Raw genomic sequence first — 26,763 nt, 5'->3', positions numbered from 1 at the left:
AACGAGATTGGTTACCAATTTGATTAAGTTCCGTCTTCGATTTATTGGCCGAAGGCGCACTCGCGCACTTGTGATCGAGCGGTGAGCGGCTTCAGTTGAGCAGGACGTTGACGCTGTCGCCGCGCCCCTCGGCATCGACCACCGACAGGGTGACATAGCCGGGGCCATCGGGGGGCCAACTGGCCTGACGGGCAAAATCGGGCCGGCCAAACGGGGTGCCGTTGGCAAAGAAGGTGAAGGGCGGCACGCCGTTGCGAACCTTGACCATGAGCGGGTCCAAAGCGTCACCGCCGGCTCTGAGGTCCACCGTGATGCCGTCGCCGGGAAAGGCGATTTCGGGCGCCGCATCGCGGGCCACCAGACCCGCATCGGGGTGGCGGAAGCGCTGCAGCGGGCTGGGCAGTTCGGTGGTACTGGCCAGAATGGCGCCCTGAGGCGCGCGTGGCAGTGGCGCACGGCGACTGCCCAGTCGATCAAAGGCCTCAAACAGGATTGGGGCGGCGCCGGTAATGCCCGACAAGCCCGGCACGGGCGCGCCATCGGGGCGACCAGCCCAGACCCCGATCACGGTCTTGCCGTCAAAGCCGATGGCCCAGGCATCGCGATAGCCATAGGAGGTACCGGTCTTGTAGGCGATGCGGCCGGGCGATCCGTTGAGCGGTGGCGGCACATCGGCCAGAATATCGGCGACATACCATGCGCTGACCGGGTCCAGAATGGGCGCGCTGAGCCCCTCGGCGGTTGGGTGCGTAATACCATCGTTCAAGGCGACGGCGTCGCCGCCATGGGCGATGGCGGCATAGACTGACACCAGATCGCGCAGGGTGATCCCCACGCCACCCAGGCCGACGGCAAGACTGGGCGCTGTATCGCTGGGCAGGCGCGGATCGGCATAGGCGCGGCGCAGACGCGAGACCAGTCGCGCCGGGCCGACCGCATCGAGCACCACCACGGCGGGGATATTGAGCGATTGGGTCAGCGCGTCGTGAATGGTGACGGTGCCCCGGTTAAAGCCATCGAAATTGACCGGCACATAGCCGCCAAAGGTGGTGGGGCGATCCTCGATCAGGCTTTGTGGGTGAGCCAGTCCCTGTTCAAATGCCAGCCCGTAAATCAATGGTTTGAGGGTGGAACCGGGTGAGCGGATGGCGGTGGTCATGTCGACATAGCCATCGCTGAGTGTGTCGAACAGGCCGGCCGAGCCGATCGAGGCGAGGATTTCGCCACTCTCGATATCGGCGGCAATAATGGCGACCGAGACATTGGGGTCGATCAGCCTGGCGCGGGCCGCAGCCAGACGTTCAAGGGCATCCTGCAGGCGTTTGTCGACGGTCAGGGTAATGGTGCGGGCATCAGGCTGGGCGCTGACGGCCTGCTGGGCCAGATGGGCGGCCAGCATGGGAAATTCGCGGCGGGCGTCGGGAACAGGTTCGTGTTTGGCAGCGCGGGCTTCCTCGGCAGGCAGGGCGCCCAAAGCCACCAGCCGGTCGAGCACCTTGTCGCGTCCAGCGCGGGCGGCATCGCGATTGCGGTCGGGGCGCCGGGCTTCGGGTGATTGTGGCAGAGCCACCAACAGGGCTGCCTGCGCGGTGGTCAGCCGGCTCGGTTCCTTGCCGAAATAGGCCAGGCTGGCGGCCCGGATGCCTTCGATATTGCCGCCATAGGGCGCCAGCGTCAGGTAGAGATCAAGGATCTGGTCCTTGCTCAGATCGTGCTCAAGCTGGCGCGCATGCACCATCTGGCGTAGCTTGCCCCAGGCATTGCGTGTGGGTTCGCCCTCGATCAGCCGGGCGACCTGCATGGTCAGGGTGGAGCCACCCGACACCACGCGCCCACCGGCGCTGACAAACTGGGTCGCCGCGCGCAGCATGGAGGACCAGGCGATGCCGTCATGGTCGGCAAAGCTGCGATCCTCATAGGCAATGAGCATGTCGAGAAACCGTGGATCGACCGCGTCGCGACCGGTCGGCAGGCGCCAGCGACCATCTCCAGTGGTGAAGGGGCGCAGCAGCAGCCCGTCGCGATCGGTCACCTCAGCCGACACCGTCAGTGTCGCGGGGTCGGGCGTTGCCGGCAGGGTCCGGGTGATTTCGGCAATGCTGGCGCTCAGCTGGATCGTGGCGGCGCAGCCAAGCACAAACAGGCCGAAGCCGATGGCCGTGACCCACCGCACCCAGGGGGGCGGTGGCGCTGGTTCAGCTATTGGCGCGGGCGCTTTCATGGGCCTGTGGCAGTGACCTCAATGGTGCCCGCATCCGTATTGGCCCGGAACTGCGGGCGGTACATATCCTCGACCGTCGCGCCAGGCTGGGTGAAACTGCCGGGGGAGACTGCGCGCACCAGATAGGCAGTGGCGAAGCTGCCGGGGTCCGAATAATAGCGGAAGGCGGCAACATACTGATCGGTCCTTGCCTCGATATGGACGGGATTGTCGAGCTGCAACCAGTTGAAGTCGGCGACACCACCGGCCGACAGATTGGCATTCTCGATTTCGAACCCGGCGGGCAGTGGATCGGCCAGTACATATTGTCCCGAGCCCAGATTGTCGGGCCAGGCGGTCAGCACCACGACCAGCCGTTCATTCTGGGCGATGGGTTCTGCCTGCGGATCGATGGGGGTGCCATCGGGCAGGAAATATTCGCGCTGCAGGATAAAGCCATTGCTGGCAGCGTCGGGCTGGTTGGCCGGATAGCCGGTAACGCTGACCTTGGCCTGGGTTGGTGTGTCGGCCTGATTGGCGATCTCGAGCGGGGTGAACCCCAATTGCTCGAAGCGGCGATAGACCGATCCGGTCAGGGTTTGGCCATTGATGGTGATGGTGCCATCGGTGGTGGCTTCGCCCAGCGCCGCTGCAGCCAGCAGTGTCCAGCTATCGTCCTGGGTTGAGGTGTACTGGGCGCGATCGCGCAGCTTGGCGAGCTGATTGGCCAGCGTGTCGAGGTCAAAACCGGCTGGTTTGAACTCGGCGGCAAGCGCCAATACGCCCGCAGTATCGCGTAGGCGGCTGCCATAGTCAGCGCGATAGCCGGTGCTCGACCCGCTGGCGTTCAGGCTGTCGAGGGCTGCGGCGAAGGCGGTTGCAGCACGGGTCTGATCACCATAAAGCGCCAGAGCAGCACCGAGCTGGGCCTGTGCCAGTGGCGAGCCAAAGGCATCCAGGCGCGCTTCGAGATAATAGCGCAGATCGCCCATGCTGACGCGTCCCGCACGGGCCAGATTATACAACGCATAGGCCACGTCTTCGCCGCCATTGTCGAAATCGCTGGCATAGGCGAGCTGGTTGGAGAGGTTGTCCAACGCCCGGCTCATGGCCTGTTCGGGCACGGCATAGCCCGCCGCCTGCGCGCGCAGCAGGAAGTCGGTGACAAAGGCATCAAGCCAGCCATCACCGCCATCAAACGGACCCCACAGGCCAAAGCCGCCGCCTGAATTCTGCTTGGAGAGCAGATTGGCAATGGCGACGGTGACCGTGTTGTTGAGGTCTTCGTTACCGGCTGTGCCGATCAACCTGGCGACATCGTTGAGATAGAGCAGCGGCAAAGCGCGGCTGGTGACCTGTTCAGCGCAGCCATACGGGTAGCGGTCCAGCGCGAGCAGCAGGCCGGGCACGTCGAGCCGGGCCAGCGGGCCAATAGCCAGAGTCATGGCGCCGGTATTGGCCATGTAGCTGGCAAAGAAACTGTCATCGACGGTGACGCTGGCATTGGCGTCGATGGGCAGCAGTGTACTGCTGGTCTGCGGCGCGCTGATCGGACGCACGCCCAGCGTCAGCTCCTTGGTCTGGGTACTGCCATCGGGTTCGGTGATGGTCAGCGCGAGTGGCCAGTCGCCAATGGCGGCGCCGGTCAGCCCAAGCTCCAGGGTGGTGCGCGCGCCTTTATCGAGGGTGACTTCGGTGTCTTGCGCCGTGGTGTTGATGCCGGTGCCGGTCGACAGGCTGACGCCATAGGCACCGGCGGCGCCATCGATATTGTTGATCTCGACCAGAAGCCGCGAGGCGTCATCGACGCGCAGGAAGCGCGGTGGGCTCAGGGTGACAACGACAGGATCACGCACGATCACATCGGCCTGGGCATGGCCCACGGCGGTGTCGGTCCAGGCCATGGCCATGACGCGGACCGTGCCGGAAAAGTCCGGCATGTCGAAGGTGACGCTGGCCTTGCCATCGCTATCGAGCTCGACAATGCCCGAATGCAGCGCAACGAGCACCGAGATGGGGGGCGGGTTGCCAAGGCGCGCCGCGCCACCATCGCCGCCTGAGCGCATGGCGCCGGCCATGCCCTGGGTCGGATCGATCAGTGAGCCATAAAGATCGCGAATATCCATGCCCAGCTGACGCTGGCCAAAATACCAATCGTCGGGGCTTGGGGTCTTGAAATTGGTCAGGTTCAAAATGCCCAGATCGACGGCGGCGACAGCGACATAGGCGGTCTGGCCAGCGGCCAGATTGCCCAGGGCAATCCCGGTGGTAAAACTCTGGCGGGGCAGGGTGGTCTGCGGGGCGTCCAGTGACACGTCCAGCTTGCGGTCGCCCGGCTCGACATCGGCAAAGGCCAGACCCAGCGCGCGCGATGGCATGCGCTTTTCGCCCGTATCGGCAGGGCGATAGAGAATGGCGGTCACATAGGCGCCGGGGCCCCAATCGTCGGTGACCTCGAGGTCAACCGTGGTGCCCTTTTTGGGCACGTTGACGGCCTGCATGGCGATGACGCGGTTGTCGACCACCATGACCAGTGCGGTGCCGGCAAACTGCGGATCAAGCTTGAGCCGGGCGGTTTCACCGACGCGATAAGCGGGCTTGTCGAGCGCCACCTGCAGCGTGTCGGGCGTGTCCGACCCCGCATCGGCATAGTAATAGCCGGCATAGAAATCATAGCTCGAGGACGTGGCGCCGGGGGCGGTGCTGGTGACTTCGATCTGATAGCGTCCCCAATCGACATTGGCGCCGATGGTTGCCGGACCATCCTGAGGCGTATCGAGCGTGCCGCTGGCGACCGTGCGGGTTGTCGTGATGGGTTCCCACTGCCAGGCGCTGCCATTGCGGTACCACTGATAGGTGGTTTCGAGACGCGACAGGGTCCAGTTCAAGCCGGTCTTGGCCACGGTCTCGCCCTGCGGTGATACCGCGATAATGTCGAACTGCGCTTCGCTACCCGATGACAGACCGCTGGGGTCGGCGAACACCGGCTTGATGCCGATGCGGTCGGTATCGGCCATTACGGGTCGGGACAGGCTGCGCTCAATGGTGCGGCCATTGGTGTCGACCAGGCGCAGCAGAATCTGGGCCTGGAGGGGGCGCGTGGTGGTCTGGACGGCCGGCAACACGACTTCAGCCACGGCGTGACCGGATTGATCGGTGGTGCCGACAACGCCAAGGGGTTCGCGCGTGGTCTCCATGGTGTCGTCGAGGCGGCCAAAGGTGTAGCCGGGGAAGCCTTCGAGCGTCTTGACCGGACGGATCACCGCATCGGCCTCGATGTCCAGATCAGGCGCGGTGGCGCCATAGAGATATTTGGCCGCGACGCTGATTTCGGTCACTTCATCGGTGACCAGCGGGGCCTGGTCGGTGGTGCTCAGCACAAAGGCCAGCCGTTCGGGCTCGAAATCCTCGACCAGAAAGCTGGTGCTGGCCAGCGCATCGGCATTGGGGTCCGAATAGAGCCGCAGCGTCCAGGAGCCGCGCATGGCACCCTCGACCATGGGCAGGGCGGTGAAATAGCCACCAGCTCCCTGATCGCTGAGCAATTGCGTGCTGGCCACCACGCCATCGGGGCGCTCGACTTCCATGGTCAGCGGCAGGCCGGACACGGCCGCGGCGCGATCATCGCGCAACAACGCAGTCAGGAACACGGTTTCGCCGGGGCGATAGACGCCGCGTTCGGTGGTGGCGAACAGGTCGAGCGGGCCAGGTGAAGGACGGCCTTCGACACCGCGATCGGTCAGGTCAAAGGCGGGTTTGGAGAGGTCCAGAAAGGCATAGTCGCCATCGGTCGTTTCAGCGACCAGCAATTGCGGGGCCGCGCCACCGGTGCCGCGGGCGAGACCGGGGGCAAACCGGGCCCGGCCCGTCTCGTCGGTGGTGGCTTGGCCAAGCACGTCATTATTGACCGCAATCAGCCGCACGGTTGCATTGGCCACGGGTTGGGCGTCGGTCAGGCCACGCACAAAGGCATGCACACCGTCATCGCCGGCAATGCTGGTCAGACCCAGATCGGTGATGATGAACCACTGGGTCGCCTTCTCGCTCCAGTATTCGTCGTCGACCTCGCCCTTGATGCGGGCGGTGACGACATAGGCACCGGGTTCCATATTGCCCAGCGCGTCGGCAACGGGAATGGCGGTGGTGGTCAGGATATTGGCCTGACCGCGCGCCAGATCGATTTCGCCGCTCCAGACCTGCTGGCCGACGCGGTCGGCAATGTCCTGGGCGCCATAATCGGTCAGATTGCCCTGAAAAATGCCATCGCGCACGGCAGCGGCAACGCCGCGGTCGCCAATGCGGTAGATTTGCAGTTCGGCCGTATCGGCATTGATCGAGGTGATGGGCAGACCGCCACCCAGACCGGCGGGCATGACATAGGCATTATTGGCAAAGCCGACAAAGGGCGAACGGTCGGGCACATAGATGTCGAGATCGACCTCCTTGCCCAGCGTCTCGCCATCGGCCGAGGGCAGGCCGGCGCGCAGCTTGATGGCATAGCGGCTGCCATGGCTGACGCCCTCCACGCAGATCTGGTCGGCTTCGGTTTCAACCGAGGTCTGGGGCGCATTGGCTACCACGACATAAGCGGACAGATCTGTGCTGCCGAGCGGATCGGAAAACACCGCGCAGATGCGGGGGGCCGCGGCCTCGGCATCGACCACATGATTGACGACGCGGAAGCCATGCTGGGCGACGACGTCTTGCAGATGGGCAGCGACATCATCACTGGGCCACAGTTGCTGGCTCAGACGGTAGGTGGCAATCACCTCGCGCCAGCGCCCACCATATTCCATGCCATTGGCGAGCGCCCGCAGGGCCAGGGCGCGGGCATCGGTCTCCTCGGCCCGCAAAAAGGCATTGAGCGCGGCCGAGACGGCGGTGCGCGCCAGATCGCCGCTATTGTCATTGTCGGCGCCGGCAACGGCTTCGGCGCGGGTCAGGGTGGCAATGGCCAGCGCCTGCCAGACATGGGCGGCATTGGGGTTGATCGCCAGCGCCTGGCGATAGGCGGTGATGGCACCGGCGGGGTTCTGTGCGGCGCTGGCGGCATCGCCATCGGCGACCAGATCGGCGTAACCCACCTTGGGCGGTGGCGCATCGGTCTGGGGCAGTTCATTGGCAAAGCGGCGGGCGGCGTCGATCAGGTCCTGGGCCGGGAAGGGGATTTCGGACTGGCGGATGGCGCTCAGGGCAGCCGGGGAGGGCGCGTGTTCGATTGTACCGGATACCGCGCCCTTGAAGGCGGTGGGTTCGCCAACAGCGCCCTTGAGGAAGCACCAGTTGGATTTCTGGTTGAAGGTGAAGGCCTGGCAGATGCGATCATCGGCACAGCTGGCGCTGCAGGCGTCCAGATCGGTATTTTTAAGGATGGCATAGTCATAGCCGGGCAGGTCAGAATCCTGCAGCAGGGTGATTTTGGGGTCGGCAGCCTGCGCTTGGGCCATACCCAGAGCCAGGATCAGTGCAGCACCCATAAACCGGATAACGCCAAGACCGTGCCGCATGCTGCCCTCCCAAGCTTCATTTGACTGGCGGGGACGATACGCCCGCCCCCATGCCGAGTCCACACACTGCCCCATGCTGGTTTTGGGGTGATGACAGTGGTTTGACACGGGGGCGGCGTGCGAAGCAATTGACCCGCAGGGCTTGGGAGGCATTGCGTGTTGGTTTATGAAATGTTCTCGTCTGGCCGGTGATTCAGACGCAAGCGGGAGAATAGGGATGGAATATCGGTATCTGGGCCGCTCGGGCCTGAAAGTCTCGGTGCTGACCATGGGCACCATGACCTTTGGTGGCTCTGAACGGGTGGGCCATACCGACCAGGCCGATGCCAATCGGCAGATCGATCTGTGCCTGGATGCCGGGATCAATCTGCTCGACACCGCCAATGTCTATAATGCCGGGGTCTCCGAGGAGATGATCGGGGTGGCGTTGCGTGAAAACGGCCGCCGCGAGCGCGCGCTGGTCGCTACCAAGGTGCGCTTCAATATGGGCGATGGCCCCAATGAAGGGGGCCTGTCGCGCCACCACATCATTGCCCAGGCCGAAGCCAGCCTGCGCCGCCTCAAGACCGATGTGATCGATCTCTATCAGGTGCATGAATGGGATGGTCAGACCCCGGTTGATGAGACCATGGCGGCGCTCGACACGCTCGTGCAGCATGGCAAGGTGCGTTATATCGGCTGCTCGAACTATTCGGGCTGGCACATCATGAAGGCACTCCAGGCTGCCGATAAGCGGCAGGCCGAGCGTTTTGTCAGCCAGCAGATCCATTACACGCTGCATTCGCGCGAAGCCGAATATGAGCTGGTGCCGATCAGTCAGGATCAGGGGCTGGGCATGCTGATCTGGTCGCCGCTGGCCGGTGGTCTGCTCTCGGGCAAATATCGCCGCGATGGCGGCCCTCAAAGCGGGCGACATGTCGGTGGTTTCCGCGAGCCCCCGGTTTATGACTGGGACAAGCTCTACGACATTGTCGACGTGATCGTGGCGATTGCCGATGCGCGCGGCGTGTCCGGCGCGCAGGTGGCGCTGGCCTGGACATTGGGTCGCCCCGGTGTCACCTCGGTGATTATTGGCGGGCGCAGCCAGGCGCAGTTCGAGGACAATCTGGCTGCCGCCGATCTCAAGCTGAGCGCCGAGGAACGCGCCCGGCTTGATGCGGTCAGCCAGCCGCCACTTATCTATCCCTACTGGCATCAGACCTTTACGGCCAATGACCGTCTGGGCCCGGTCGATGCCGATCTCCTTGCCCCCTATGTGGAAGAGTTCAAGCGTGGCTGATTTTCTGTTTGCGCCGCATGCGCCCGTCAGTGTGCCGATTGCCCGTGGCGGCCTGTTCGCCGTGCGCCGGGTCTATTGCGTTGGCCGCAATTATGCCGAGCATATCGTCGAAATGGGCAATGATACGCGCGAGCCGCCATTCTTCTTTGCCAAGCCGGCCGATGCGGTTGTGGTGGGCGGCGCGGCCATGCCCTATCCGCCCCAAACGAGCGATCTGCATCATGAGATCGAGCTGGTTGTTGCCATTGGCAAGGATGGCAGCGACATCGCGGTGGGCGATGCGCTGAGCCATGTCTATGGCTATGCGGCGGGGCTGGACATGACGCGGCGTGACCTGCAGGCCCAGGCCAAGAAGGCCGGACGCCCTTGGGAAATGGCCAAGGCCTTTGATTGTTCGGCGCCCATCGGCACCATCGAGCCAGCCCAAACCATCGGCCATCCCGACAAGGGCGCCATCACGCTGTCGGTCAATGGGGTGGAGCGCCAGCGTGGCGATCTGGGCGATCAGATCTGGAGCGTGTCCGAAGCCATCGCCTATCTCAGCGGCTTCGTGACGCTCAAGGCTGGCGATCTGATCATGACCGGCACCCCGGCCGGGGTTGGCGCGGTGGTGGCAGGCGATGTTCTCGAGGGCCAGATTGCCGGTGTCGGCAGCGTGCGGACGACGATCGGCTGATGACGGTTTGGTCTCCCCAGCAGGACGCGGCCCTGGTCGCGGTATCGGAATGGCTCAAGGACCGCGACGGCCCGCAGGTGTTCCGCCTGTTCGGCTGGGCGGGCACCGGCAAGTCGACGCTGGCGGTGCATCTGGCCCAGGATGTGCGCAAGGTGCGGTTTGCCGCTTTTACCGGCAAGGCGGCGCTGGTGATGCGCAAGCGGGGCTGCAAGGGCGCCCAGACCATTCACAGCCTGATCTATACGCTGGTCAGCGAGAAGGAGGGCGAGCCGCGCTTCGTGCTCGATGATGAAAGCCCGGCAGCCGATGCCGACCTGATCGTGATCGACGAGGTCTCGATGGTCGACGAGCAATTGGGTAAGGATCTGCTCAGCTTCGGGGTCAAGATTTTGGTGCTGGGCGATCCGTTCCAGCTGCCGCCGGTACAGGGCGCAGGCTTTTTCACTGCTGACGAGCCTGATGTGATGCTCACCGAAATCCATCGCCAAGCGGCGGACAATCCGATCATTCATCTGTCCATGCAGGTGCGTGAAGGCGGGTTTCTTGAGCGCGGCAGCTATGGCGAGTCCATCGTGGTGGGGCGCGAAAATGTCGACCGCGATGCCGTGCTGGAAGCCGATCAGGTGCTGGTGGGCCGCAACAAGACGCGGCTGCAATACAACGACCGGTTACGCGAACTGAAGGGGCTGCCCTTCCACGAGCCCGTGCTGGGCGATCGCATGGTCTGCCTGCGCAATAATGCCCGCAAGAAGCTGCTCAACGGGCAGATCTGGATTGTCACCGAAGCGACGCGGCGCACCAATGGCAAATGGAGCCTGCTGCTGGGGGCCGATGAGGGCAAGGGCGAGGCCAAGGTGCTTACGCACAAGGCGTTCTTTTCGGGCGAAGAGGATGCGATGAGCTGGCCCGAACGGCGGCAGTTCGACGAGTTCACCTTTGGCTATTGCCTGACCGTGCACAAGGCGCAGGGTAGCCAGTGGGACAGCGTCTATCTGTTCGATGAGAGCTTTGTGTTCCGCGAAGAGCGGGCGCGCTGGCTCTATACCGGCATCACCCGCGCCGCCGAAAAGATCACCGTGGTTTCCTAATCCTGCGTGCTGACCGCGTCGGTGGTCCATTCGGCGCTGGTGTTCTGGTCCAGTGCATTGGCCCAGACATAAACGTTCTGCGGATTGACCGCGCCAAAGATGGTGGCAAAGGCGGTGTCGGCGGCGTCACGGCCACAGGCTATGCGCACCATGCCGTCAAGCGTGGCCATCCGCGTTGGGTCGAACAGATACCAACGGTCGCCCAGATAGGCTTCAAACACCGCGTGAAAATCCTGCGGTTCGAGCTGCCAGGCGTAGCAGCTGACAAACCGCGCCGGGATGCCCAGGGCGCGGCAGAAGGTAATGCCGAGATGGGCGAAATCGCGGCACACGCCAGCGCGCGTCGAGAACGTGCCGGCGGCGGTGGTGGCGCTGTCGCTGGTGCCAAACTGGTAATCGACTTCGGCATTGATCCAGTTGCAGATTTCCACCACGCGGCCAAAGCCAGGCGCGATATTGCCGAATTCGCGGACGGCGAACCGGGCCAGTTGGTCCGAGGGGCAATAGCGTGACGGATTGAGGAAGGGCAGGGTTTCGAGCGGCAGCGTGGCCACTGGTACCTCACCGATAAAGGCCGGTGCGCGGTGCAGCGGATCGAGCTCGATCTCGGCAGTATAGCGAACATGCAGATAGCCGGGCGGTGCGGTCAGCCGCAGATAGCGATTGCCGCTTTCATGGGCGGTCTTTTCATCGGCCGTGACATTGGGCGAGATCACCAATTGTTCGTTGAGCACCTGCTGGCGCCCGCCGCGCATGGCTTCAATATTGAAGATCAGCGTAGCTGTCTCGAGCACGTCATAGCCGACTTCGCATCCCAGAGATAAACGCACGGCGCATCCTTTATGGTCGGGTGTCAAACGCGGCACCAACGATCTGGTTCATCGAGCCGGCCAAATAGTTGGCTTGAGGATGCAGGCCCGACCAACTCAGCTTGGACCAGTGCGGGCGCAGAACAAAGACAATCTTGCCAGATCGCCGCAATCTTGACCGCTTGTGCGGCCAAGTCAGTCGAATTGCTTAACTTTCGGTCCGCCGTGCCGCTTGCGCATGGGGAACGGATACTCCATTTTATCACTAGAGATTTAGCGGCAACGCTTTTTCAACGCACGCAGGAGACAAGATGCACCACGACACCCCCCTGATCACTACGATCGTCGCGGGTCTGGTGCTGGCCTATATCTTCGGCATGATTGCGCATCGGCTCAAGATGCCACCATTGGTGGGCTATCTGTTCGCAGGCGTGCTGGCGGGTCCCTACACACCCGGATTTGTCGCCGATCAGGCGCTCGGCGCCGAGCTGGCCGAGCTGGGTGTCATCCTGCTGATGTTTGGTGTGGGCCTGCATTTCTCGCTCAAGGATCTGATGAGCGTGCGCGCTCTGGCCATTCCGGGTGCGCTGGCACAAATCGCGCTGGCGACCCTGCTGGGGCTGGGTCTGGCGCTGATCCTGGGTTGGGGCGTGGGGGCCGGCATTCTGTTCGGTCTGGCGCTGTCGGTCGCTTCGACCGTGGTGTTGCTCAAGGCATTGCAGGATCGTCGCCTGATCGAGACCGAACGCGGTCGCATCGCGGTGGGCTGGCTGATCGTGGAAGATCTGGCCATGGTGCTGGCGCTGGTTCTGGTGCCCGCCATTGCCAGCCTGGGCGGCAATGACAGTGGCGTGCATGATCCATTCGTGTCCTTTGTCAGCCGCATGGCCGGGATTGAGCTGGGTATCTGGGGCGTACTCAGCCTGACCCTGGTCAAGGTCGCGGCCTTTGTCGGCTTCATGCTCATTGTCGGACGCCGGATCATTCCATGGGCGCTGCATGGCACCGCACACACCGGCAGCCGCGAACTGTTCCGTCTGGCGGTGCTGGCCATTGCGCTGGGCGTGGCGCTGGGTTCGGCACTGCTGTTTGGCGTCTCGCTGGCGCTGGGTGCCTTCTTTGCAGGGATGATCCTGTCGGAAAGCGAATTGTCTCATCGTGCGGCGCAGGAAACCCTGCCGCTGCGCGACGCTTTTGCCGTGCTGTTCTTTGTGTCGGTCGGCATGCTGTTCGATCCCATGATCATCATCACCAACCCCCTGCCGGTGCTGGCCACGGTGTTCATCATCATTATCGGCAAGTCTGCCGCGGCGTTCGGCATTGTGCTGCTGTTCAAGCGGCCCATCGCCACCGCGCTGACCATTTCGGCGTCGCTGGCGCAGATCGGTGAATTCTCGTTCATTCTGGCCAGCATGGGCGTGGCGCTCGCCATTCTGCCGCGCGAGGGACAGGATCTGATCCTGGCCGGTGCGCTGATTTCCATCGTGCTCAACCCGGTGGTGTTCTGGGCCATTGATCTGGCCAAGCCAAAGCTGGAAGCCAAGTCGGCGCGCCGCAAGGCCGCGCGCGCCGAGCGCAATGGCGAGCGGATTGAACCTGATAGTGTCGAGCCCACCGAAGCGGTTGCCAGCGAAGAGGTCACCGAGGCCGATGTGCTCGAACTGGTCGAAGAAGATGTCATCGAGCCATCGCAAAAGACCGGCCACACCGTCCTGGTGGGCTTTGGTCGCGTGGGCAAGGTGGTGGGCGAGAGCCTGCATAGCGCTGGCGCGCCGCTGGTGCTGATCGAAGACACCGACCATTTCGTGGCGGTGGCGCGCGAAATGGGCATTGAAACCGTGCTGGGCAATGCCGCCAGCGAACAGGTGCTCGAGCTGGCCAATCTGGCGGCGGCGGAATGCCTGCTGATCGCCATTCCAGACGGCTTTGAAGCCGGTACGGTGTGCGAAGTGGGGCGCAAGCTCAGCCCCTCGATCCGCATTATTGCGCGGGCGCATTCAGCTGAAGAAGAAGAGCATCTGCGCAGCCTGGGCGCGGATGTGGTGATCATGGGCGAGCACGAAATCGGCATGGGCATGCTGGCCTGGCTGCGCGGCGAGCGTGTCGCGCCGGTTGTGGCCGAGGCGGTGGTTGTCGAGCCCAAGCTGGCGCCGGTCGATAATCTGCTGGCGAAGGCGGCCACGACACCTGCCGCGGTGGCTTCTGCCGTCGCCACCACCGATGAGAGGGAAACGCCTGAAACAGCAGAACGGACGACCGAGACTGAGCCTGAAGGCGAAATCCCCGTGCTCGAAGCTGTTGTTGTCGATGATGTCATCGAGCTGGCGCCCCCGGCCGAGCAAGCCGACACACCAGCGTCCCAGGACGATGCTGCCGAAGTCACGGTGGACGAGGTCGGCGCGGACGCGGCAGCGGAACTGGATGAGCAGAAGGCCGATGAGGTCAGCGAAGGCGGCCCGGCACCCGCAAGTGAGGATGCCGATACCGCTGAAGACGGGGTGGCGCCAGAGGTGCAGCCCGAGCCCAAGAGCTGACAGCTTGCGGGCGGGCAATGTTGGCTGGCGCTGTATTTTGGCGCAAGCTGGAGGGGTGCGCCGCGTCAGGGCGCAAGGAGTAGTTTGGTTAGATGATTTCGCAAAAGGCCAAATACGCGCTGCGGGCGCTGGTATCGCTGGCACGCGTGGATCGTGGTGAGACCATGATGATTGGCGAGATTTCCAAGGCGCAGTCGATCCCCAAGAAATTCCTCGAACAGATCCTGCTTGAACTCAAGCGGGCCGGGTTCGTCGCCAGCCGGCGGGGCCGCTCGGGGGGGTATGAACTGATCAAGGCGCCCGAGGAGATCATGTTCGGCGAAGTGCTGCGCCTGATCGACGGGCCCATCGCGCCGCTGCCCTGTCTGTCCAAGATTGCCTACAAGAAATGCGCCGATTGCCAGGACGAGGGTGCCTGCGAAATCCGCCACGTCTTCGAGCGCGTGACACTGGCCACTCGCGCCGTGCTCGACAGCACCACACTGGCCGATTCCCTGCGGCTTGAGGATTTGCCGGTTTAGGTTTTGGCGCTGTCGTGCGCAAAGCATGCGGCCCATTCGGCGCTGATGCCGTCGGCCAGGCGGGCGGTCTGGGGCTTTAACTGATCGGCCAAAGCCGGGTTGCGTCCGAGTGCATTGAGCACGCCGCGCAGCGCCGTTTTGGGATCGGCCGCCAGTTTCTCATAGGTGATGGCATGCGGGGTAATGCCATGTCTGGCAAACCAATTGTTCCAGGCATGGTCATCGGCCTGAGCCGCAGCGATGAAGCCTTGCAGTGCCGCAAAGTCATAAACTGGCTGTCCGGGCGTGTCGCTGCCCTCGCGCACACTGCCATCGGCGGCGCGGTGCCACAGCCCGCTCTGCTCGGCCTTGAGCCGGGAGATGGCCTGAGCCAGTTTGTCGCCGCGTGACAGGTGCAGATAGGTTACCGACCCCAAGGCGGCTTCAAGCAGGCCTCGATCACGGGATTGATCGGGGTAAATCAGCGCGAGCCGGGACAGGAGTTCGGCCAGAGACCCATACATTAGGCGCAGGCCAAAAGTGCCCGTGCCATTGCTGGCGTAACGCTTGAGGGCCTCGAGATAGGCGCGCTCAAATGCGGGGCCGTCCGGCAGGCCAGCAGGCACCTGCATCTGGTCAGCCCAATAGGTGATGTCCTGAGCGCGATAATATGATGCGGGGCGACCGGCGACGTGTGTTGCGGTCAGCAAATCACACAGCATGGTGCTGCCCGAGCGCGGTGTGGCGCAGATGATGTAGGACGATGCCGACATGGCGTTATCCTTTCTGTCTGCATCCGAGATCAAACTAGCCCACCAGACCAGCGAGGCCGTCGAGCATGGCGCGGCGCATCTCCGGATTACTCCAGAGCACGAAGCCGCCAATGATCAGGGCGGCCAACACCGCCAGACCCACGACCTTCTTGAGCAGCGAGAATGCCAGCCAGACGACGAACAGCCCGGCCAGACCAAGGCCGATCAACGTCATATCATCTGTGGGCATTACCAATATCCTGAATAGTTGGCTGTCGCGCGCTAGCCGAAGACGACGGTCTTCTTGCCGTTGAGCATGACCCGGTTTTCCAGGTGCAGCTTGACGGCGCGGGCCAGCACGCGGCTTTCGATGTCGCGACCGGCGGCCACCAGATCCTCGGCACTCATGGCGTGGGTGACGCGAGCGGTTTCCTGCTCGATGATCGGGCCTTCATCGAGATCGGGGGTCACATAATGCGCGGTGGCGCCGATGATCTTGACGCCGCGCTCATGGGCCTGGTGATAGGGCTTGGCGCCCTTGAAGCTGGGCAGGAACGAATGATGGATGTTGATGACCTGCCCGAACAGCCGGGTCGACAGGTCATTGGAGAGCACCTGCATATAGCGCGCCAGCACCACCAGATCGGCCCCGGCCTTCTGGATGATCTCGAGCACCTGCGCCTCCTGGGCGGCCTTGGTGTCCTTGGTCACAGGCAGCAGGTGATAGGGGATGCCGGCGTCCTCGGCGATCTTGCGCGCATCGGGGTGGTTGGAAATGATCGCGGCGACGTCCGCATCGAGCCAGCCCACGCGAATCTGGTAGAGCAGATGGAGCAGAGTGTGGTCAAATTTGGAGACCAGAATGACGATACGCTTGCGCTGGCTTTCGCCCACCAGGCTGGTCTTCATGGAAAACCGTTCAATCGGCGCCTTGAGCGCGCGTTCAATGGCGTCGCGGCCCACGCCCTGGGGCGCGGTAAAGGCCAGGCGCATGAAAAAGCGGCCGGTTTCGCGATCCCAGAACTGGTTGGATTCAGCGATATTGGCGCTCAGCGCGGCCAGCTCGGTGGTAACCGCGGCGACGATGCCGGGGCGATCGGCGCAGGACAGGGTCAGGACAAAATTGGCCGCGGACATTGTGCAAACTCCAGAAATCTCGCCAGCGGTATCAATGGCTTGGGCGCTCGCGTCAAGGGTGCACGTCGGGGCAGGCGCGCCGATGCGAAAAAGGGCCGCCCTTGCGGACGGCCCTTTCCGAGCTTAACGGCCTCGAGTGCCGAGGAGATGGGTGCTAGTCGAGATCACTCCCGCTCGCTACCAAATATCCAAGACCTGCTTCGAGAACCACAACCTCAAAAGACACTGGATCACCTCCTATTCGTTCGTTGAACATGAGGGGATGGTGCGCCGATTTTTCGCGTCTGTCTAGAGCGGCGACTTTTTGGGACGACTGCGCAATTGCACCAGGGTTGCGGCGAACACGCCCAGCGCCACCAGACCGATAATGATGGTGGCCAGTGCGTTGACGTCGGGCGACACCCCCAGCTTGACCTTGGAGAAGATCACCATTGGCAGGGTGGAAGAGCCGGGGCCCGATACGAAGCTGGCGATCACCAGATCATCAAGCGAGAGTGTAAAGGCCAGCAGCCAGCCCGAAATTAGCGCCGGGGCGATGATGGGCAGGGTGATGTCAAAGAATACCCGGACCGGGGTGGCGCCCAGATCCATGGCAGCTTCTTCCAGGCTGAGATCGAGATCGGAGAGGCGCGACTGCACCACGACGACCACATAGGCCATGCAGAATACCGAATGGGCGATGATGATGGTCATCAGGCCGCGCCCGGCAGGCCAGCCAATGGCGCTTTCCATGGCCACAAAAAGCAACAGTAGCGCCAGGCCGGTGATCACGTCGGGCATCACCAGCGGGGCCGAGACGGTGGCCGCCAGGGCGGTGCGCCCGCGGAAACGGCGGAAGCGGACCAGCGCAACGGCACACAGCGTGCCCAGCACCAGCGCAATGGTGGCAGCGGTGAAGGCCACCTGAATGGAGAGCCAGGCGGCGTCGATCAGCTGTGGATCGGCGAAGACCTCGGCGTACCATTTGGTCGAAAAGCCCGACCACACGGTCACCAACCGGTTCTCGTTGAACGAGAAGATCACCAGCGACATGATCGGCGCGTACAGGAAGGCAAAGCCCAATACGGTAGCGGTGAGGAGCAGGCCGTTGCGGCGCATCAATTGGCCCTTTCCTTGTCCAGCGTGCTGTCCTGTGCCCGCTGCAACAGCATGATCGGGATCACGACAACCACCAGCATGGCGATCGCCACGGCAGCCGCGCGCGGCCAGTTGGAATTGGCGAAGAACTCGTCCCACAGGACGCGCCCGATCATCAGCGTGCCGGGCCCGCCGAGCAGGGAGGGAATGACGAATTCGCCGATGGCGGGAATGAAGACCAGCATGGAGCCGGCAATTATGCCGGGTATGGAGAGCGGCAGGGTGATCGAGAGGAAGGTGCGCCAGGGCCTGGCGCCCAGATCGGCGGATGCCTCGAGCAGGGCGCCGTCCAGCTTCACCAGATTGGTGTAGAGCGGCAGGATCATGAAAGGCAGATAGGTATAGACGATGCCGACATATACAGCGAAATCGGTCTGCATCATCACCAACGGCTCGATGCCAAACAGGCCCAGAAACTGGTTGATGACACCATTGCCGCGCATGAAGCCGCTGAGCGCATAGACCCGCAGCAGGAACGAGGTCCAGAATGGCAGGATAACCAGCATGAGCAGGATATTGCGCCACTGATCGGGGGCGCGCGCCACCGTATAGGCCATCGGATAGCCAATGAGCAGGGCGATGATGGTGGAGATCAGCGCGATTTTGATCGAGCTGAGATAGGCCGCGACATAGAGCGCGTCAGTGAACAAATAGAGATAGTTGTTCAGGTGCAGCGTCAGCTGCAGCGTGCCGTCTTCATTAGTCAGCAGCGGCGAATAGGGTGGGCGCCCGAACTGCTTGACGGTCAGCGAAATGCCGAACACCACCGCCAGCGGCACCAGAAAGAACAGTGTCAGCCAGATGGCGGGGGCAAAAATCACAAGCGCCCGGCCGGACAGGCCCATGGCCGCCAGCGTGCGTTCAACACCGGACCAGACACGGCGCTTGGGCAGCGGTGTATCGCCCTCAAAGCTGCTCATACCGTCAGCACCGAACCAGAACTGTCGCCCCAGGTCACATAGACCTGCTCATCCCAGGAGATGGCGTCGGGGTTGGATCGGGTGGTGTTGGTCTGGGTCACGCGCAGGCGTTTGCCGCTCTGCAGCACCACGCGATAGACGCTGACATCGCCGAGATAGCCAATATCCTCGACCACGCCCTGGGTGACATTGGCGCCATGGGCGTTGTCGGGTTTTTCGCGGCTGAGCATCAGTTTTTCGGGGCGAATGGCCCAACTCAGGCGCTGGTCGGGGGCGCATTCCACGCCGTGGCCGACATAGATATCGCAGCCCAGTTCTTCGGAGCGGATGCGGATATAGGCGTCCTCATCCTCGGTAACCACGCCGTCAACCAGATTGACCGAGCCGATAAAGCCGGCCACGAATTTGGAGTTGGGGAATTCGTAGATGTCGGTGGGCTCACCGATCATGGCGATTTCGCCCTGGTTCATCACCCCGATGCGGGTGGCCAGGCTCATCGCCTCTTCCTGATCATGGGTCACCACGATGAAGGTAACGCCAAGTGTCTCCTGGATCTTGACCAGTTCGAACTGGGTTTCCTCGCGCAGCTTCTTGTCGAGCGCGCCAAGGGGTTCATCGAGCAGCAGCAGTTTGGGGCGCTTGGCCAGCGAACGGGCCAGCGCCACGCGCTGGCGCTGGCCGCCGGACAGCTGGTGCGGTTTGCGCCGACCATAATCAGCCAGCTTGACCAGGCTGAGCAGTTCAGCGACGCGGTCATTGATTTCGGCGCGGGGCAGGCCATCGCGCTTGAGGCCATAGGCAATATTCTGCTCGACATTCATATGCGGGAACAGCGCATAGGACTGGAACATCATGTTTACGGGGCGGTTATAGGGCGGGACATGAGACATGTCCTGACCGTCGATTTCGATGGTGCCGGCGCTGGGTTCTTCAAAGCCGGCCAGCATGCGCAGCAGGGTCGATTTGCCCGAGCCCGATCCGCCCAGCAGGCAGAACAGTTCGCCCTTATAGATATCGAGCGAGACGTCGGACACGGCGAACACGTCGCCAAACCGCTTGGTGACATTGGCGATGCGGACGAAGGGTTTGGCATCGCTTTTGCGCCAGGGGCGGGTATCAGCGGCGATTTCGGGCTTTTTGGCCATGTCAGTCCTGGTGGTGGAAGCGGGGCGAAGTTGTGGCTTCGCCCCGTTTGCAGTGAGCGCTTACAGACCGGTCTTGATGCGGGTCCAGGAGCGGGTCATCAACTCGCTGAATTCAGGCGAGGTGGCCTTGCGCGGGTAGAGCTTGGCGGCGACATCGGCAGGTGGGTAGATCGCCGGATCGTTCTTGATCTCGTCATCAATGAACTCGACAGCGGCCGCATTGCCCGAGGCATAGAACACGTAGTTGGTGTTGGCTGCGGCCACTTCGGCTTTCATCATGTAGTCGATGAACTTGTGGGCGTTGTCGGGGTGTGGTGCGTCACCGGGAATGGCGAACAGGTCGAACCACTGCAGCGCGCCTTCCTTGGGAATGAAGTAGGCCACTTCAACGCCCTGGGCAGCTTCGGCAGCGGCATCGCGGGCGATGAACACGTCGCCGGAATAGCCCACGGCCAGGCAGATTTCGCCATTGCCCAGATCGTCAATGTACTGCGAGGAGTGGAAGTAGCGGACATAGGGGCGCACGCCCTGCACCAGCTCTTCGGCCTTGGCCAGATCGTCAGCACTTTCCGAATTGGGGTCGATGCCCAGATAGTTCAGTGCCGCGGCAAAGATCTCATTGGGTGCGTCGAGCATGGCAATGCCGCAATCGGCCAGCTTGGCGGCCAGTTCGGGCTTGAACACGATATCCCAGGTGTCGATGGGCTGATCGGCGCCCAGCGCTTCGGTAACCTTGCCAACATTGTAGCCAATGCCGGTGGTGCCCCACATATAGTCGATGGAGTGGGCATTGTCGGGGTCATGGGCGGCGGTGCGCTCCATCACGCCGGGGTCCATATTGCCCAGATTGGTCAGCTTGGACTTGTCGAGTTCCTGATACAGGCCCGCCTGCACCTGGCGCTCCAGGAAGAAGCCGGAGGGGACCACGATGTCATAGCCCGAATTGCCGGCCAGCAGCTTGGCTTCGACGACTTCATTGTTGTCGTAGACGTCGTAATTGACCTTGATGCCGGTCTCCGCCTCGAAATTGGCGATGGTGTCTTCGGCGATATAGTCGGACCAGTTGTAAACGTTGAGGACGGCTTCTTCCTGGGCCAGCGCGGGGCTGGCGACCATGAGGGCGCCGAGGGCAAGTGCGAGCGACTTGTTCATCTGGACGGGAGCTCCTGTTGGGGTCGTTTTGGTCTTTTTGGTTTTGGGTGTGCGGCACAGGCGTGCGGCTGGGCGTTGGTCCACCCCACCGGGGCAGACAGGCTCGAAAAGCCAGGGCTTATCTTTCAAGGCCCGGCTGATGGGGCGCAAAATCACTCTGCGGTGCAGAAAAGGAGCGCTCGGAAGCGCTGGACAACTCGACTGAACGGGGCCCGGTGGGGGGCGCATATCGATCTGCGGCCATGGCAAGATCAACGATGAAGGTGTTCAGCGAAGTGCCCTTTCTCGGTTCGAGGTAAGCCAAAGCGTAAATTGAAATGCCCCGGTGGACAAGGGATTTACCGCCATGGTCTGGTAGGGGTTGACGCTTTGCCGCATCAGGGCGCAAAACCCGCGCCGACAAAGGCCCGCGGGCCTGCATGACCATAGCAGTGAAAAGCAATTATATGACCGCCAAGGCCTATCTTTCGATCACCCCTGAAGTTGCACAGGCATTGGCCGACGGTCAGCCCGTGGTGGCGCTGGAATCCACCATCATCACCCATGGCATGCCTTATCCGCAAAATCTGGAGATGGCCAAGAATGTCGAGGCGGTGATCCGCCAGAACGGCGCCATCCCGGCAACCATTGCCATCATGGATTCCAAGTTCTGTGTCGGGGTGTCGGGCGATGATCTGGAGCGGCTGGCGCTTGAAGGCGGCAAGGCTGCCAAGGCAAGCCGGCGCGATGTCAGCGCGCTGCTGGTCAAGGGCGCCATTGCCGGCACCACTGTTGCCACCACCATGCAGATTGCCGCGCTGGCGGGCATCAAGGTGTTTGCCACGGGCGGTATTGGCGGCGTGCATCGCGGTGCCGAAGAAACCTTCGATATTTCGGCCGATTTGCAGGAGCTCAGCCGCACGCCAGTGGCGGTGGTCTGTGCCGGTGCCAAGTCGATCCTGGATATCGCCAAGACGCTTGAAGTGCTTGAGAGCAATGGCGTGCCGGTGCTGGGTTATGGCACCGATGAATTCCCCGCCTTCTGGGCGCGTCAGAGCGGCCACAAGGTCGATCACCGGTTTGACGATGCCGCCGATATTGCCAAGGTGATTGCCCATCAGGTGGCGCTGGGCATGGGCGGCGTGCTGGTCGCCAATCCGATCCCCGAAGCCGATGCGCTTGAGCCCGCTGCCATTGAGGCGCGGATTGCCGAAGCCATTGCGGGCGCTGAAGCCGAAGGCGTCTCGCGCAAGGATCTGACGCCATTCCTGCTCAAGCGCATCTTTGAATTGACCGATGGCAAGTCGCTGGTCGCCAATATTGCGCTGGTGGAAAACAACGCCAAGGTTGCTGCCAGGATTGCGGTGGCCCTGGCAGCAGACGCGGCATGAGCGGCAAAATTCTGGTCGTCGGGGATGTGATGACCGATGTCATCGTGGTCCCCGAAGGCCCTATGGTCAAAGGCAGTGACCGGCGCGCCACCGTGCGCAGCCGGCCCGGTGGGTCGGGCGCCAATCAGGCGGTCTGGCTGGGTGCCATGGCGGCCGATGTGGTGTTTGCCGCGCGGGTCGGGCAGTCCGACCGGGCCATGTATGAGAACTATTTCCGCGGGCTCAGCGTGGTGCCGGTACTGGCCGGTGACGCCGAGCAACCCTCGGGCGTGCTGGTGACCATTGTCGATACCGATGGCGAGCGCAGCTTCCTGACCGACCGGGGCGCCAATCTCAATCTGAGCGCCGATGATCTGCCCGACAGCCTGCTCGACGAGGTCAGCATGATCATGGTGTCGGGCTACAGCTTTTTTGCGCCCGGCCCGCGTGCGGCGGTGCAGTCGCTGTTTGCCGCCGCCAAGGATCGCGACATTGCTATCGCGATTGATCCCGCTTCGGTGGGGTTTCTGGCAGAGGTTGGCGCTGATCAGTTTCTGGACTGGACGAACGGGGCTGACTGGCTGTTTGCCAATGCCGATGAGGCGGCCCTGCTGACCGGGCTGGATGATTATCAGGCGCAGATGGTGGCGCTGGGCGCCCACTATGGGAATGTCGTGATCAAGCGTGGACGGGATGGTGCGGCGCTGGGCGGGCAGGCCGGTCTGCGCGTCGAACTGCCCGCGCCCAGCGTCACCGTGGTGGATTCCACCGGGGCGGGCGATGCGTTTGCGGCGGGCTTTCTGGCGGCGCTGCTCGATGGCGAAGATGAAGCCTCGGCAATGGCCGAAGGCATCGCTTCGGGGGCCAAGGCCGTGCAGACCATTGGCGGCCAGCCGGGCTAGCCAAATCCCTGGGCCACCGTTACATCTGCGGCCAATCGAGGGAGACAGATATGAGCGGCAAGAAAGTGCGTTGGGGCATTCTGTCCACGGCCAATATCGGCATGGCCAAGGTCACGCCCGGCATCCAGAAATCAGCGCATTCCGAGGTGGTGGCGATTGCCTCGCGCGATTTGGGCAAGGCGCAGGCGGCAGCCGACAGGCTGGGCATTGCCAGGGCCTATGGCTCCTATGAGGAGCTGTTCGCCGATCCGGAAATCGACGCGATCTACAATTGCCTGCCCAATCATCTGCATGTGCCCATGACGGTGGCGGCGGCCAAGGCGGGCAAGCATGTGCTGTGCGAAAAGCCCATCGCGCTGAACGCGGCCGATGCCGAAGCCCTGCGCGAGTGTCCGGCCGACCGGATTGTGCTCGAGGCCTTCATGGTGCGGTTCCATCCGCAGTGGGAGCGCGCCCGCGCGATCATTGCCTCAGGCGAGCTGGGTGATATCCGCTCGATCAATGCGGTGTTCACCTATTTCAACGCCGACCCCAATAATGTGCGCAACAAGGCCGATATTGGCGGTGGCGGCATCATGGATATTGGCTGCTATCCGATCACCGCGGCGCGCTATCTGTTCGAGGCCGAGCCGACGCGCGTGGTGTCGCTGATCGAGCGCGATGCCAATTTCGGTACCGACCGGCTGGCCAGCGTGATGGCCGATTTCGGCGGCGGGCGGCAGCTCAATTTCACCTGCTCGACCCAGACCGTGCCGCATCAGCGGGTGCAGGTGTTCGGGTCCAAGGGCAAGCTCGAGATCATCATCCCGTTCAATGCGCCCGCCGATACGCCAACGGCGATCACGGTCGATACTGCCGCGGCGCTTGATGGCTCGCTGGCGCGGCGCGAAATCCTGCCGGCGGTCGATCAATATACCGCGCAGGCCGAAGCCTTCGCGCTGGCCGTGCTGGGCGAGAAGCCGCTGGCCTGGGGGATTGAGGATGCGATTGCCAGCATGAAGGTGATCGACGCGATCTTTGCCAGCGAAAAGAGCGGCGGCTGGGCGAACGTCTAGGCGATCTCGGGGGCAATCAGCCGTTCGCACAGCATCATAATGCCGGCGCGGACGGCGGCTTCGTCGATCAGCTTTTGCGCCACGCCATAGCAGGCGGCCTGGACCACACGGCTCAACTCGGTGGGTTCGGCCACCCCGGCCGCGCGCAGGGCATCGACGATCTGCGCATTGGTATTGGTATCGAGCGCGCGCAGGCGGTCCGAGATGCGGCCATGGCTGCTGAACAGTTCCTGGGCGAAGGGCGAGCCCTCAACGATGGCGGCGATGACGCCATATTTGCCGGCCATGGCGGCGCCGATGCGCCGGGGCAGCGGGCCCGGCCCGGCCATGCCGGCGTCAAAGGCCTCGGTCAGCGCCCCGGTCAGTTCATCGAGAATGCCGGCGAACACGGCTTCCTTGTCGGGATACTGGGCGTAGAGCGTGGCCTTGGCGATGCCGGCCTGGCGGGCAATGGCTTCCATGGTGGTGCCGCGCAGGCCATCGCGCAGCATCAGAAAACGCGCTGCATCAAGGATGCGACGGCGTTTTTCGGCAGCTCTGGCATCGGCGGCGGCACTCAAAATAAAGGCGCTCCACTTGAACGAACTGAACGAATAACATATCTATCGTTCAATTGATAACGGAGACTGACATGTCTGATCGCGTTTTGCTCACCGGGGTTTCCGGCTTTCTGGGCGGCCATGTCGCTCTCCAATTGCTCAATGCTGGCTACACCGTTCGCGGCAGTGTGCGCAAGCTGGCCAAGGCCGACAAGGTCCGCGCCACGCTGGCCAGGGCGGGTGCCGATATCTCCCGGCTGGAATTGGTGGCGCTAGACCTGCTCAGCGATGATGGCTGGGCCGAGGCGATGGTCGATGTGCGCTATGTGCAGCATACCGCCTCGCCCTTCGTGCTCAACACACCCAGCGATCCGCAGGAGCTGATCCGCCCCGCCGTCGAAGGCACGCGCCGCGCCATTGCTGCGGCCCTGGCGGCCAAGGTCGAGCGCATTGTGCTGACCTCCTCGATTGCCGCGATCCAGTATGGCCAGAGCGATACCAGCCGCGCCTTTACCGAGGCCGACTGGAGCAATGTCGACAGTCCCCATATCGGCGCCTATGCCCAGTCCAAGACGCTGGCCGAGCGCGCCGCCTGGGAGATGATGGAGGCCGCCGGTCGGCATGATGATCTGGCGGTAATCAATCCGGCGGGGATTTTCGGGCCGCTGCTCGATGAGGATCCCGGCACGTCTTCAATGCTGGTGCAGCGCCTGCTCGATGGCAAGTTGCCTGCGGTGCCCAAGCTGGCCATGTCGATGGTGGATGTGCGCGATGTGGCGGCCCTGCAGGTTGATGCCATGACCAACCCGGCAGCGGGCGGGCAGCGCTGCATCGCCTCGGAGGGCACCTATATGATGGCCGAAGTGGGCAAGATGCTGGTTCCAGCCTTTCCCGATCGCCGCGTGCCCACGGCCGAGCTGCCCAATTGGGTGGTACGCATCGTGGCGCTGTTTGATCGCGATGTGCGCGACAACATGCATGAAATGGGCACCGTCAAACATGTCGATGGCAAACGCGGCAGCGAACGCCTCGGCCGCCCCCTGATCGGCACCGACGTGTCCAGCATCGCGACGGGCAAGAGCCTGGTGGAACACGGGCTGGTCTAGCATCGAAACGCAGCTGCAACGCGGAATGGCGTCAGGGTGACACTCCCGGCCATCCCCTTGCAGGGCACAACCGCGCGGTTCTATCATCTTGCCTGTGTGGGGCTGTAGCTCAGTTGGGAGAGCGCGTCGTTCGCAATGACGAGGTCAGCGGTTCGATCCCGCTCAGCTCCACCATGTTTCACAGATCATGGCAAAGCACCGTACTACTGCGGCCAGTTTTTGAGAGGGCGGTCGATGTCGGAGTTCGTATCATGGCGGGACTACTGGATATTTGCATCGGACGTTATCCAAAAACGTCGGTTCTTGCGAACTGATAGAGGAGAAGCCTTCCTAGCTGCAGTCACGGAGAGCAGCAAGAAACGAGTCAACTTGATGCCAGCCGGCACGGAGCTTTGGCGGGCGCAACGTGGATGCAACTATGCACCTGATTCTGACAGTGGAACAGAAAGACCAGTTCCGTTCCCTGCAGAACGTATGAAGCCTCTCGCCGATAGGGCGCAAGAAGGACGAGTGAACCCAAAGGGAATTGCGTGCCTATATCTCGCAAATGGTCCAGACACAGCCATTTCGGAAACACGTGCGGGCATAGGCGAGCGTGTCTCGCTTGCCAACTTTAGGACGAAGGCCGATTCGCGGCTTGTTGACTGTATTCACCAGCAGGAAGAGCCCCTCTATCTTGATGAGCCAGACAGTGCGTCGAAGGAGCGTGCTGTTTGGTCATATATGAACCGGGCATTCTCAAGCCCGGTTGGCCGCGCTGAAGATCGGGCCGACTATGCGCCAACCCAGGTACTCGCAGAAGTCTTCAAGGGTCTTGGCTTTGACGGGATCATCTATAGGAGTGCGTTTGGAACAGACGGGTACAATCTCGCACTATTCGACCTGGACTCCGCAGACCCTGTGGGCAGATGGGTCTACAGGGTCGATGATGTAGCATACAAAGTCTCAATCGACCGCTAGGAGAACTGGCGTCCTC

The 26,763-nt window shown here is 62.8% G+C and carries 20 protein-coding genes, 1 tRNA gene and 1 pseudogene; 11 read left to right on the top strand and 11 right to left on the bottom strand.

From position 1 onward, the window contains the following. Positions 1 to 91: 91 nt before the first annotated feature. Together pbpC and KD146_RS15875 are read right to left on the bottom strand one after the other, a co-directional pair. Complete coding sequence (gene pbpC, locus KD146_RS15880; protein ID WP_212659815.1) at positions 92 to 2,221, bottom strand: penicillin-binding protein 1C; 2,130 nt, start codon at positions 2,219 to 2,221, stop codon at positions 92 to 94. Continuing rightward, a complete protein-coding gene (locus KD146_RS15875) occupies positions 2,218 to 7,707 on the bottom strand; it encodes an alpha-2-macroglobulin family protein (protein ID WP_212659814.1) in 5,490 nt (1,829 codons plus the stop codon). The genes pbpC and KD146_RS15875 overlap by 4 nt, the downstream gene beginning before the upstream one ends. A 217-nt stretch (positions 7,708 to 7,924) precedes the next feature. On the opposite strand from KD146_RS15875, the gene KD146_RS15870 reads away from it, so the two are divergent. The 3 genes from KD146_RS15870 to KD146_RS15860 are packed head-to-tail and all read left to right on the top strand — an operon-like array spanning position 7,925 to position 10,750. Then, positions 7,925 to 8,986 (top strand): aldo/keto reductase, encoded by a 1,062-nt coding sequence (locus KD146_RS15870; RefSeq protein ID WP_212659813.1) that lies wholly within the window; start codon positions 7,925 to 7,927, stop codon positions 8,984 to 8,986. Then, positions 8,979 to 9,662 (top strand): fumarylacetoacetate hydrolase family protein, encoded by a 684-nt coding sequence (locus KD146_RS15865; protein ID WP_282222269.1) that lies wholly within the window; start codon positions 8,979 to 8,981, stop codon positions 9,660 to 9,662. The genes KD146_RS15870 and KD146_RS15865 overlap by 8 nt, the downstream gene beginning before the upstream one ends. Further along, positions 9,662 to 10,750 carry an ATP-dependent DNA helicase gene (locus tag KD146_RS15860; RefSeq protein ID WP_212659811.1) on the top strand — a complete coding sequence of 363 codons (1,089 nt, stop codon included), beginning with the start codon at positions 9,662 to 9,664 and terminating at the stop codon, positions 10,748 to 10,750. Before KD146_RS15865 ends, KD146_RS15860 begins: the two co-directional genes overlap by 1 nt. Here the strand turns inward: KD146_RS15860 and KD146_RS15855 are convergent. Continuing rightward, positions 10,747 to 11,580: a transglutaminase-like domain-containing protein gene (locus tag KD146_RS15855; RefSeq protein WP_212659810.1), complete on the bottom strand. Its 834-nt coding sequence runs from the start codon at positions 11,578 to 11,580 to the stop codon at positions 10,747 to 10,749. The genes KD146_RS15860 and KD146_RS15855 overlap by 4 nt on opposite strands. A 290-nt stretch (positions 11,581 to 11,870) precedes the next feature. On the opposite strand from KD146_RS15855, the pseudogene KD146_RS15850 reads away from it, so the two are divergent. Further along, positions 11,871 to 13,637 (top strand): annotated as a pseudogene (locus KD146_RS15850) (cation:proton antiporter domain-containing protein); the annotation flags it as partial. Positions 13,638 to 14,185: 548 nt separating this feature from the next. After that, entirely contained in the window at positions 14,186 to 14,614 is a 429-nt protein-coding gene (locus KD146_RS15845) for an RrF2 family transcriptional regulator (RefSeq protein WP_212659808.1), read from the top strand. On the opposite strand, the gene KD146_RS15840 is transcribed toward KD146_RS15845, so the two are convergent. From KD146_RS15840 to KD146_RS15810, 7 genes are all read right to left on the bottom strand, one after another. Beyond that, entirely contained in the window at positions 14,611 to 15,366 is a 756-nt protein-coding gene (locus KD146_RS15840; protein ID WP_212659807.1) for a Stf0 family sulfotransferase, read from the bottom strand. The two genes, KD146_RS15845 and KD146_RS15840, sit on opposite strands and share 4 nt — an antisense overlap. A 34-nt stretch (positions 15,367 to 15,400) precedes the next feature. Further along, entirely contained in the window at positions 15,401 to 15,595 is a 195-nt protein-coding gene (locus KD146_RS15835; RefSeq protein WP_212659806.1) for a hypothetical protein, read from the bottom strand. 32 nt (positions 15,596 to 15,627) lie between these two features. After that, positions 15,628 to 16,482 (bottom strand): formyltetrahydrofolate deformylase, encoded by an 855-nt coding sequence (gene purU / locus KD146_RS15830; protein WP_212659805.1) that lies wholly within the window; start codon positions 16,480 to 16,482, stop codon positions 15,628 to 15,630. Between the two features lie 288 nt (positions 16,483 to 16,770). Further along, positions 16,771 to 17,580, bottom strand: coding sequence for an ABC transporter permease subunit (locus tag KD146_RS15825; protein WP_212659804.1), 810 nt, complete (start codon positions 17,578 to 17,580; stop codon positions 16,771 to 16,773). After that, entirely contained in the window at positions 17,580 to 18,539 is a 960-nt protein-coding gene (locus KD146_RS15820) for an ABC transporter permease subunit (protein ID WP_212659803.1), read from the bottom strand. The genes KD146_RS15825 and KD146_RS15820 overlap by 1 nt, the downstream gene beginning before the upstream one ends. Then, on the bottom strand, positions 18,536 to 19,684 hold the full coding sequence (locus KD146_RS15815; protein ID WP_212659802.1) for an ABC transporter ATP-binding protein: 1,149 nt from the start codon (positions 19,682 to 19,684) through the stop codon (positions 18,536 to 18,538). Before KD146_RS15815 ends, KD146_RS15820 begins: the two co-directional genes overlap by 4 nt. Before the next feature lie 60 nt (positions 19,685 to 19,744). Continuing rightward, positions 19,745 to 20,836 (bottom strand): polyamine ABC transporter substrate-binding protein, encoded by a 1,092-nt coding sequence (locus tag KD146_RS15810; RefSeq protein ID WP_212659801.1) that lies wholly within the window; start codon positions 20,834 to 20,836, stop codon positions 19,745 to 19,747. A 446-nt stretch (positions 20,837 to 21,282) separates the two neighbouring features. Between KD146_RS15810 and KD146_RS15805 the strand changes: the two genes are divergently transcribed. From KD146_RS15805 to KD146_RS15795, 3 genes are read left to right on the top strand one after another with little or no spacing between them, the layout of a single operon-like run. Next, positions 21,283 to 22,206 carry a pseudouridine-5'-phosphate glycosidase gene (locus KD146_RS15805; protein WP_212660075.1) on the top strand — a complete coding sequence of 308 codons (924 nt, stop codon included), beginning with the start codon at positions 21,283 to 21,285 and terminating at the stop codon, positions 22,204 to 22,206. Further along, on the top strand, positions 22,203 to 23,087 hold the full coding sequence (locus KD146_RS15800) for a carbohydrate kinase family protein (RefSeq protein WP_212659800.1): 885 nt from the start codon (positions 22,203 to 22,205) through the stop codon (positions 23,085 to 23,087). The genes KD146_RS15805 and KD146_RS15800 overlap by 4 nt, the downstream gene beginning before the upstream one ends. A 50-nt stretch (positions 23,088 to 23,137) precedes the next feature. Then, entirely contained in the window at positions 23,138 to 24,142 is a 1,005-nt protein-coding gene (locus KD146_RS15795) for a Gfo/Idh/MocA family protein (RefSeq protein ID WP_212659799.1), read from the top strand. Here KD146_RS15795 and KD146_RS15790 read toward each other — a convergent pair. Beyond that, positions 24,139 to 24,702 (bottom strand): TetR/AcrR family transcriptional regulator, encoded by a 564-nt coding sequence (locus tag KD146_RS15790; protein ID WP_212659798.1) that lies wholly within the window; start codon positions 24,700 to 24,702, stop codon positions 24,139 to 24,141. The genes KD146_RS15795 and KD146_RS15790 overlap by 4 nt on opposite strands. Positions 24,703 to 24,773: 71 nt before the next feature. Here KD146_RS15790 and KD146_RS15785 point away from each other — a divergent pair, with 71 nt between their 5' ends. The 3 genes from KD146_RS15785 (at position 24,774) to KD146_RS15775 (ending at position 26,747) form a co-directional block, all read left to right on the top strand. Then, the gene (locus tag KD146_RS15785; RefSeq protein ID WP_212659797.1) at positions 24,774 to 25,787 is read left to right on the top strand and encodes an SDR family oxidoreductase; all 1,014 of its coding nucleotides are present in this window, start codon (positions 24,774 to 24,776) and stop codon (positions 25,785 to 25,787) included. A gap of 98 nt (positions 25,788 to 25,885) precedes the next feature. Beyond that, positions 25,886 to 25,961, top strand: a tRNA-Ala gene (locus KD146_RS15780). 60 nt (positions 25,962 to 26,021) lie between these two features. After that, positions 26,022 to 26,747, top strand: coding sequence for an RES family NAD+ phosphorylase (locus KD146_RS15775; RefSeq protein ID WP_212659796.1), 726 nt, complete (start codon positions 26,022 to 26,024; stop codon positions 26,745 to 26,747). Positions 26,748 to 26,763 lie beyond the last annotated feature (16 nt).

The organism is Devosia litorisediminis, from assembly GCF_018334155.1.
Lineage (GTDB): Bacteria > Pseudomonadota > Alphaproteobacteria > Rhizobiales > Devosiaceae > Devosia > Devosia litorisediminis.
This window is presented reverse-complemented; position numbering and strand designations above follow the sequence as displayed.

Bases quoted from the DNA above. Each gene is read 5' to 3' on its own strand.
- pbpC (WP_212659815.1), bottom strand. From the start codon at position 2,221: ATGAAAGCGCCCGCGCCAATAGCTGAACCAGCGCCACCGCCCCCCTGG.
- KD146_RS15875 (WP_212659814.1), bottom strand. From the start codon at position 7,707: ATGCGGCACGGTCTTGGCGTTATCCGGTTTATGGGTGCTGCACTGATC.
- KD146_RS15870 (WP_212659813.1), top strand. From the start codon at position 7,925: ATGGAATATCGGTATCTGGGCCGCTCGGGCCTGAAAGTCTCGGTGCTG.
- KD146_RS15860 (WP_212659811.1), top strand. From the start codon at position 9,662: ATGACGGTTTGGTCTCCCCAGCAGGACGCGGCCCTGGTCGCGGTATCG.
- KD146_RS15845 (WP_212659808.1), top strand. From the start codon at position 14,186: ATGATTTCGCAAAAGGCCAAATACGCGCTGCGGGCGCTGGTATCGCTG.
- KD146_RS15840 (WP_212659807.1), bottom strand. From the start codon at position 15,366: ATGTCGGCATCGTCCTACATCATCTGCGCCACACCGCGCTCGGGCAGC.
- KD146_RS15835 (WP_212659806.1), bottom strand. From the start codon at position 15,595: ATGCCCACAGATGATATGACGTTGATCGGCCTTGGTCTGGCCGGGCTG.
- purU (WP_212659805.1), bottom strand. From the start codon at position 16,482: ATGTCCGCGGCCAATTTTGTCCTGACCCTGTCCTGCGCCGATCGCCCC.
- KD146_RS15825 (WP_212659804.1), bottom strand. From the start codon at position 17,580: ATGCGCCGCAACGGCCTGCTCCTCACCGCTACCGTATTGGGCTTTGCC.
- KD146_RS15820 (WP_212659803.1), bottom strand. From the start codon at position 18,539: ATGAGCAGCTTTGAGGGCGATACACCGCTGCCCAAGCGCCGTGTCTGG.
- KD146_RS15815 (WP_212659802.1), bottom strand. From the start codon at position 19,684: ATGGCCAAAAAGCCCGAAATCGCCGCTGATACCCGCCCCTGGCGCAAA.
- KD146_RS15810 (WP_212659801.1), bottom strand. From the start codon at position 20,836: ATGAACAAGTCGCTCGCACTTGCCCTCGGCGCCCTCATGGTCGCCAGC.
- KD146_RS15805 (WP_212660075.1), top strand. From the start codon at position 21,283: ATGACCGCCAAGGCCTATCTTTCGATCACCCCTGAAGTTGCACAGGCA.
- KD146_RS15800 (WP_212659800.1), top strand. From the start codon at position 22,203: ATGAGCGGCAAAATTCTGGTCGTCGGGGATGTGATGACCGATGTCATC.
- KD146_RS15795 (WP_212659799.1), top strand. From the start codon at position 23,138: ATGAGCGGCAAGAAAGTGCGTTGGGGCATTCTGTCCACGGCCAATATC.
- KD146_RS15785 (WP_212659797.1), top strand. From the start codon at position 24,774: ATGTCTGATCGCGTTTTGCTCACCGGGGTTTCCGGCTTTCTGGGCGGC.
- KD146_RS15775 (WP_212659796.1), top strand. From the start codon at position 26,022: ATGTCGGAGTTCGTATCATGGCGGGACTACTGGATATTTGCATCGGAC.